Origin of the sequence: Micromonospora foliorum (genome assembly GCF_022229015.1) — a bacterium.
Lineage (GTDB): Bacteria > Actinomycetota > Actinomycetes > Mycobacteriales > Micromonosporaceae > Micromonospora > Micromonospora foliorum.
Genome location: NZ_JAKKFF010000126.1, coordinates 1 through 7,080 on the forward strand (window position 1 = coordinate 1; position 7,080 = coordinate 7,080).

The following is a 7,080-nucleotide window of genomic DNA, read 5'->3' on the forward strand; positions in this document are numbered from 1 at the left end:
CCACCACCAGCAGCACGCCGAGCGCCACGGTCAGCCACGGCAGCCGGGGCCGCAGCCATCCGGCCAGCGGCGCGAGCGCCAGGCCGAACGCGCCGAACACCAGCACGTACCCCAGGGTCAGCCCGGCCGCCGCGGTGAGCGCGCGGCCGACCGCGCCGCGGGTGTCCGACTTCTCGGCGACCAACAGCGAGAGGTACGCGGGCAGCAACGCGAAGCCGCACGGGTTGACCGCGCCGAGCATGCCGGCGGTCAGCGCGAGCAGCAGTGCGGCGGTCACGCCCCGGCCAGTGCGGCGACCTTGGCGGTGAGCGCCTCACCGTCCAGGAAGCCCTGGTGGACGACCGCGCCGTTCCGGTCGATGATCACGAAGACGCTCTGTTCGGTCACCTTGAAGCGCTTCCAGAGCGCGCCCCTGCTGTCCTCGATCTGCGGCGTCGCGCCGAGGTCGAACTCGGTGACGAACTCCTTCATGGCCTTCCGCTCGCCCAGCCCGGCGACGCCGACGATCGGCACGGTGTCCCGGTACCGGGGTGCGATCTCGGCCACCGTCCAGGCCTGGCTGGCGCAGGTGGCGCACCACGGCGCCCAGAACCACAGCACCACCGGTTTGCCGGCGAGCTGTGCCGCGTCGAACGCGGCCCCGCCGAGGGTGGTCCCGGTGAAGCGCAGCACGTCCGGGACCTGCGCAGAGGCGGCGGGTGGTCCGCCGGTCGGCGTACCGGTCGGGATGGGCGGGGCGCCGGTCGAGGCCGGGGCCGATCCGGCGGCGGGCCCTCCCGGCGCGGTGCCGGTACAGGCGGCACCGCCGAGCAGGGCCACCACGAGCGCCCCGGCGGTGGCGGCTCGGCGCACCTGCCCGGCCCCTGTCCACGCCATGCCGATCCGCATCCGCTTCTCCGTTCCGGTCCGGAAGGGACCTTGCTGGGCCTGAGCCTTGGCTACTCGGCCTTGGCGAGTCGGAGAGCCAGCTCCGGGCAGACCTTGACCGCCTTCAGCGCGCCCTCCCGCAGCCAGGTCGGCACGGGGGTGGCCGGGAAGGCGGGATATCCGTTCGCGTCGAGCCGGATGAAGTCCGGTACGACGTGCGCGCACAGGCCGTGCCCGTCGCAGCGCGACCAGTCCAGGGTGAGCTTCTGCGGGTTCGGGTCGGGTGCGCCCGGCAGCCCCATCACGCCCTTGACCCGTCGGCCGCAGCCGTCGCCGGTGCTGTGCAGCCGCAGGTCCTCGGTGAAGACCTCGATCGCGGAGAGCGCGAACCGGGCGGTGCCGTCCGGGTGGCTGCACGCGCCCCGGCCCTTCACCTCGCCGGCGGCGGCGCGGACCACGTCCGCCGGTTGGCTGCCGGCGACGGCCAGGTCGACCGCGCGGGCCAGGTCCGGCAGGCCCATCTTGCACGGCCCGCACTGGCCGGCGGACTCGCCGGCCAGGTAGCGCACCACCTGGGCGGCCTCACCGAGCGGGCAGGTGTCGACACCGAGCGGGACGATGATGCCCGCGCCGAGGGTGCCGCCGACCGCGGCCAGGCCCTTGCGGGAGACCTCGGCCTTCTCCGCGGCCTCCGGGGTGATCCACTTGCCGTGGTAGCCGCCCATCAGGATGCCCTGGATGTCCGGCACCTCGCACAGGTCGAGGACGTCGCGCAGCGGCATACCGGCGGTGCACTCGACCACGGCCGGTCGGCCGGCCGCGCCGGTCACGGTGAGCAGCACGGTGCCCGGCTCGTCGTCGGTGCCGAGCGCCGCGTACTCGTACGGGCCCAGTCGGGCGCCCACGGCGAGCTGGGCGTACGTCTCGGCGTTGGAGAGCAGGGTGGGCAGGCCGCTGACCCCGGAGTCGCTGGAGCGCTTCTTGGTGCCCGGCGGGATGTGCGGCAGCCCGTTGATCCCGTTGACCAGTGCGCCGCCCTCGCCGGAGATGAACCGGTGCGGCACGGTGACGATCGTCGTCTGCACCGGCATCCGGCGCTCTTCGAGGGCCTCCATCAGCGAGTCCCGGCCGACCCCGTCGTCCGCCACGCCGATCACGATCTCGTCGGCGTCCAGCGCGTACGCGGCCAGCGCCGCGCCGTCCAGGATCAGGTGCGGGGCGCGGGTCAGCAACACCTTGTCCTTCCAGCTGGCCGGCTCCCCCTCGGTGGCGTTGACCACCACCACGGCGGCGAGGTCCTGCCGTTCGCAGGACTCCAGCACCGCGCGCAGTTTGCGGGCGAACGGGAACCCCGCCCCGCCCTTGCCCTTGAGCTGCATGCCCTCGGCGAGCTGGAGCAGCTGCGCCGGCTCCATCGGGCCGATCGGTCCGTGCACCTCCTCGTGCGCGAGCAGGTCGAGCCGGCCGTACTCGGCGAAGCCGGCGGTGAGGCGGGGTTCGCCCACACAGGCGACCGGTGGTACGGCGGTCCGCATCACTTCGCCTCACCCCGCAGCCCGGCCCAGTAGGCCCCGTCCACCGCGTCGGCGCTGGCCTTGCGGCGCTTGGACTTGCCCTCACCGGCTGCCCGTCGAGCACGGCGGGACGCCAGGTCGACAAGGGTCGGGGTGTCGTCGACGGGCGGCGCCACCTCGTCCGGCACGTACCGGGCCGGCGGACGCCAGTAGTCCGGCTCCTCGGGCAGGTCGTCGTCGGCGCTGTGCCGGCCGCTGCCGCTGCGCGGCGCCGACGAGATCGGGCTGCTGGAGATCGGGCCGGCCGAGATCGGCTCGACGGAGATCGGGCCGGCGGAGATCGGCTCGTCGGCCTGCCAGCGGCGCGGACTGTCCCACGGCTCCTCGGGCTCGGCGAGGGTCGGCTGCGGCGGTGCCGAGTAACGGCTGCCGTCGTCCTCGCTGCGGGACCGGCGGCGGGACCGCTCGGCGGTGGGCTCGTCGGCGCGTCGCCGACCGGTCGGCACGGCCTCGTCCCGGGTACGCGAGCCGCGCCGGCGGGTCACCGGCTCCAGCTCCTCCTCGTCGCGTCGGAACGTGCCGGTGTCCTCCACGCTGCGGCGCGCCGATCGGCTGGTCGTGGTCTCCTCGGTCCGCCGGCTGCGCGAGGACCGTTCGGTGTCGCGGCGGGCCGCCGGCTCCTCGTCCCGCCGTCGTCGACTCGGCCGGGTCGGCTCGACGAGGGAACCGGGCTCGGGCACCACCGGGACGGTGAACCGTTCGGGATCACGTCGCGCGGCCGGCGCGGCCCAGGTGGCGGTGGTGGTCTCCGCCCAGGCGGGACGCTTGTCGGCGGCCTTGCTGCGCCGACCCAACCCGGCCAGCAGCGATCGGGCGGTCTTCGCCTCCTCGGCCCGGCCTGCCATCACCGCGTTGCGCACCGCGGCCTGGTGCTGCTCGCGGCTGCGCCGACCGATGGTGACCGAGAACCGGACCAGCAGGGCCAGCACCACCAGCAGGATGCAGCCGAGGTAGCTGAACATCACCCAGGGCGCTGCGGCCCGACCGGCGTTGAGGCCGTGAAAGACAGCGAACGGCCAGGCCAGGTACGCGGTGGAGTGCAGCGTGCGCCACAGCCACTTCGGACCGACGCCGGCGAAGCGGGCCCGGATGATGCCGGTCCAGATCACGCTGACCATCAGCAGCGCGGCCACGGTGCCGAGCCCGACGTAGAGCCCTCGGCCGCCGACGAACGGCACCAGCGCGTCGGTCGCCGCCGCCCGCCCGGTGGCGATCTTGGTGAGGACGTGGAAGCCGAGCCCGGCCACGCCCAGCACGCCGGTGGCCCGGTGCGCGGACTGCATCAGCACCCGGTGCGAGATGCGCAGCACCAGCCGGTCGGTGGCGAGCAGGCCGAGCATCACCGTCAGGCTCAACGCCACCAGGGAGATCACCCCGGCGAAGAACTCGGTGAAGAAGAAGCCGTACGCGTAGGCCGTCTGACCGGCGCCGGTCAGCATGATCGCCGCCCAGAGCGCGGCGAGCACCGACGCGATCAGCAGGGCGCCCGCCGACCGGGACGGGGTGCGCACCCCCCGACTGCTGGCGCTGGTCCGGACGGTCGCCGCCTTCTTGTCCTGCTGTGCCCGGGCCATCTGCTCCTCGATCGTCTCGCGGCGGCGTACCACCGGCCGACCCCTGCTCCCCCATCCAGTACGGACCGGCGGGGCGCGCGGATCACCCGCCGACGGAAATTTCTGGGCCGAAATCGAACCGAGGGGCACGACCGTGCGTTGTACCCGCTCCCACCCAGCGATCTGGACAGTGACGAATGTGCATGCATTGACAGTCGCTGCAACACGCTTGTAACCTTTCAGCAAATTTCAGCCAGGGTTGCAAGATTCCGACAACCCGGCACTTCCCCACCGCACCACCACCCCCGCTCCCGTCAGGAGTCCCCATGCACCGACGTCGACGCGGCTCGGCGCTCCTCGCCCTCGGCCTGATCGCCAGCCTGCTCGTCCCCGCCACCGTGACGGCACCCCCGGCCGTCGCCGCCCCGGCCGGCGGCAAGAAGGTCATCGTCCAGCTCTTCGAGTGGAACTGGCCCTCGGTGGCCAGCGAGTGCCAGAGCACCCTCGGCCCGAAGGGCTACGGCTTCGTGCAGGTCTCGCCCCCGCAGGAGCACGTGCGGGGCAACCAGTGGTGGTTGGCGTACCAGCCGGTCAGCTATCGGATCGAGTCCCGCAAGGGCACCCGGGCCCAGTTCCAGTCGATGGTGAACACCTGTCACGCGGCCGGGGTCAAGGTGATCGTCGACGCGGTGATCAACCACATGTCCGGTCAGGACAACGGCGGCACCGGCTGGGCCGGCTCGGCCTACTCGCACTACGACTACCCGGGCATCTACCAGACCCAGGACTTCCACCACTGCGGGCGCAACGGCGGCGACGACATCGCCAACTACAACGACCGGTACGAGGTGCAGAACTGCGAACTGGTCAACCTCTCCGACCTGAAGACCGAGTCGGACTACGTCCGTACGAAGATCGCCTCGTACCTCAACGACCTGCTGTCACTCGGCGTCGACGGCTTCCGGATGGACGCCAGCAAGCACATGCCGGCCGCCGACATCGCCGCCATCAGGGGCAAGCTGTCCCGCTCCGCGTACATCGTGCAGGAGGTCATCCACGGCGCCGGCGAGCCGGTCCAGCCGACCGAGTACACCGGCAACGGTGACGTGCACGAGTTCCGCTACGGCAAGGACCTGGCCCGGGTGTTCCGCTCCGAGCGGTTGGCGTACCTGCGCAACTTCGGCGAGGGCTGGGGTCACCTGCCCACCGGCCCGGCCTCGGTGTTCGTCGACAACCACGACACCCAGCGCGACTCCGGTGGGGTGCTGACCTACCGCGACCGGGGCATCTACGCGCTGGCGAACGCGTTCATGCTGGCCTGGCCGTACGGCTCCCCGACCGTCATGTCCAGCTACACCTTCAGCAACCGGGACGCCGGCCCGCCGTCCGACGGCGCCAACAAGACGCTCAACACCACCTGCTACTCCGACTGGGAGTGCGAACACCGCTGGCCGGTGATCGCCAACATGGTCGGCTTCCGCAACGCCACGGAGGGCGCCGGCGTGGCCAACTGGTACGACAACGGCAACAACCACATCGCGTTCAGCCGAAGCGGCAAGGGCTTCATCACCGTCAACGACGAGGATGCCGCGGTGAACGGCCGCTCCTACTACACGGGGTTGCCCACCGGCCGATACTGCGACGTCATCCACGGCACGTACGCGGGCGGCACGTGCAGCGGACCGGTGATCACGGTGGACGGTAACGGCTGGTTCGCGGCCAACGTGCCGGCGCACGACGCCGTGGCCATCCACATCGGCGCACGAATCTGATTCGACCGGGGCCTCCGGACGGCGGTTCTCGCCGAACCGGGGGCCCCGACGCACCCGCCACCATAGAGTGGTTTCGTGCCGTTTGACCGAAAGACTCCGTACCGTCGTCGCGGCGTCTGGGTGGCCGCCGCGATCGGCGTACCCGCGCTGCTGGTCACCGCGCTGCTGGTCGGCCAGGCCCTCACCCCCAGCTCGACGGCCCCCGACGACCGCAACGTGGTGGTAGCCGACCCGACGCCGAGCAGTGTGGAGCAGAGCCCGGAGGAGTCGATCCCCCCGGCCGCGCCCGCCCCGGACGGGCTGCCGGTGGTCGACTACGACCCCGCACCCGGAGGGTTCCCCGCCGATCCGGCCACCATGGACGTCACGCCGCTGACCGAGGGCGCGCACCCGACCCGACGGATCGCCGCGTACGACGCGCCCGGCGGTCGTCCGCGCGCCTTCCTCGAACCGAGCATCCGCGGTGTCGAGCTGACCATGCCGATCGCCCAGCGGCGTGCCGGCTGGGCCGCCGTCCTGCTGCCCTCGGCCAACCGACGGCTCGCCTGGCTGCCCCCCGGCGGGTTCGAGACGGTGCCGCTGCGCGACCAGATCGTGGTGGAACGCAAGGTCCACCGGCTCACCTGGTACCGGGCCGGCAAGGCGGTGCGCTCCTGGGAGGTCAGCCTCGGCCAGTCGGGCCAGGAGACCCCACTCGGGCGGACCTTCATCCTGGGCCGCACCCCACCGCCGGAGGAGGTCTACGGCGGAGTGGACATCTACGCCCTCGGTTCGGTGCCCGACGACCCGGAGTCGGTGCCGTCCGGGCTGCGCGGGGCGCACATCGGGGTGCACACCTGGCACCACGACGACGAGCTGGGCGAGAACACCACGAACGGCTGTATCCGGCTGACCCGCAGCGGTCAACGGGAACTGCTCGCCGAGGTCCGTCCCGGCAGCAGCGTCGTCGTGGTCGACCAACTGGCCGCCCCGCCGCCGACCGCCTGAGCGCCGGCACGCACCGTCACTCGCCGAGCAGCCAGCCGTTCTGCTCGGCGACCCGGAGCGCGTCGGCCCGGTTGCGGGCACCGGTCTTGCCGATCGCCGCCGACAGGTGGTTGCGGACCGTGCCCTCGGACAGGTGCAGCGCCCTGGCCAGGTCGGCGACGGTGCCACCGCCGCGTGCGGTGCGCAGCACCTCGGTCTCCCGCTCGGTCAGCGGGCTGACCCCGGCGGCGAGGGTCTCCGCGGCCAGCGTCGGGTCGACCACCCGCAGGCCGGCGTGCACCCGGCGGACCGCGTCCGCGAGCTGCCGAGCCGGGCGGTACTTGGCCC

General features: G+C 72.7%; 6 protein-coding genes and 1 pseudogene. 2 read left to right on the top strand and 5 right to left on the bottom strand.

Annotated elements, in window-relative coordinates:
- The 4 genes and pseudogenes from PSH25_RS11365 to PSH25_RS11380 form a co-directional block, all read right to left on the bottom strand.
- Positions 1 to 277: pseudogene (locus PSH25_RS11365) on the bottom strand (cytochrome c biogenesis protein CcdA); the annotation flags it as partial.
- Positions 274 to 888: a TlpA family protein disulfide reductase gene (locus tag PSH25_RS11370; RefSeq protein ID WP_238659056.1), complete on the bottom strand. Its 615-nt coding sequence runs from the start codon at positions 886 to 888 to the stop codon at positions 274 to 276. The pseudogene PSH25_RS11365 and the gene PSH25_RS11370, both read right to left, overlap by 4 nt.
- A 50-nt stretch (positions 889 to 938) precedes the next feature.
- Positions 939 to 2,402: an NADH-quinone oxidoreductase subunit NuoF family protein gene (locus PSH25_RS11375; RefSeq protein WP_238659057.1), complete on the bottom strand. Its 1,464-nt coding sequence runs from the start codon at positions 2,400 to 2,402 to the stop codon at positions 939 to 941.
- On the bottom strand, positions 2,402 to 4,048 hold the full coding sequence (locus PSH25_RS11380; RefSeq protein WP_238659058.1) for a ferric reductase-like transmembrane domain-containing protein: 1,647 nt from the start codon (positions 4,046 to 4,048) through the stop codon (positions 2,402 to 2,404). The genes PSH25_RS11375 and PSH25_RS11380 overlap by 1 nt, the downstream gene beginning before the upstream one ends.
- Before the next feature lie 272 nt (positions 4,049 to 4,320).
- Here PSH25_RS11380 and PSH25_RS11385 point away from each other — a divergent pair, with 272 nt between their 5' ends.
- On the top strand, positions 4,321 to 5,766 hold the full coding sequence (locus PSH25_RS11385) for an alpha-amylase (RefSeq protein WP_238659059.1): 1,446 nt from the start codon (positions 4,321 to 4,323) through the stop codon (positions 5,764 to 5,766).
- A gap of 75 nt (positions 5,767 to 5,841) precedes the next feature.
- Positions 5,842 to 6,753 carry a L,D-transpeptidase gene (locus PSH25_RS11390; protein WP_238659060.1) on the top strand — a complete coding sequence of 304 codons (912 nt, stop codon included), beginning with the start codon at positions 5,842 to 5,844 and terminating at the stop codon, positions 6,751 to 6,753.
- Positions 6,754 to 6,769: 16 nt separating this feature from the next.
- On the opposite strand, the gene PSH25_RS11395 is transcribed toward PSH25_RS11390, so the two are convergent.
- The coding region (locus PSH25_RS11395) for a response regulator transcription factor (protein WP_238659061.1) at positions 6,770 to 7,080 on the bottom strand (311 nt) is incomplete at its 5' end.

Bases quoted from the DNA above. Each gene is read 5' to 3' on its own strand.
- PSH25_RS11370 (WP_238659056.1), bottom strand. From the start codon at position 888: ATGCGGATCGGCATGGCGTGGACAGGGGCCGGGCAGGTGCGCCGAGCC.
- PSH25_RS11375 (WP_238659057.1), bottom strand. From the start codon at position 2,402: ATGCGGACCGCCGTACCACCGGTCGCCTGTGTGGGCGAACCCCGCCTC.
- PSH25_RS11385 (WP_238659059.1), top strand. From the start codon at position 4,321: ATGCACCGACGTCGACGCGGCTCGGCGCTCCTCGCCCTCGGCCTGATC.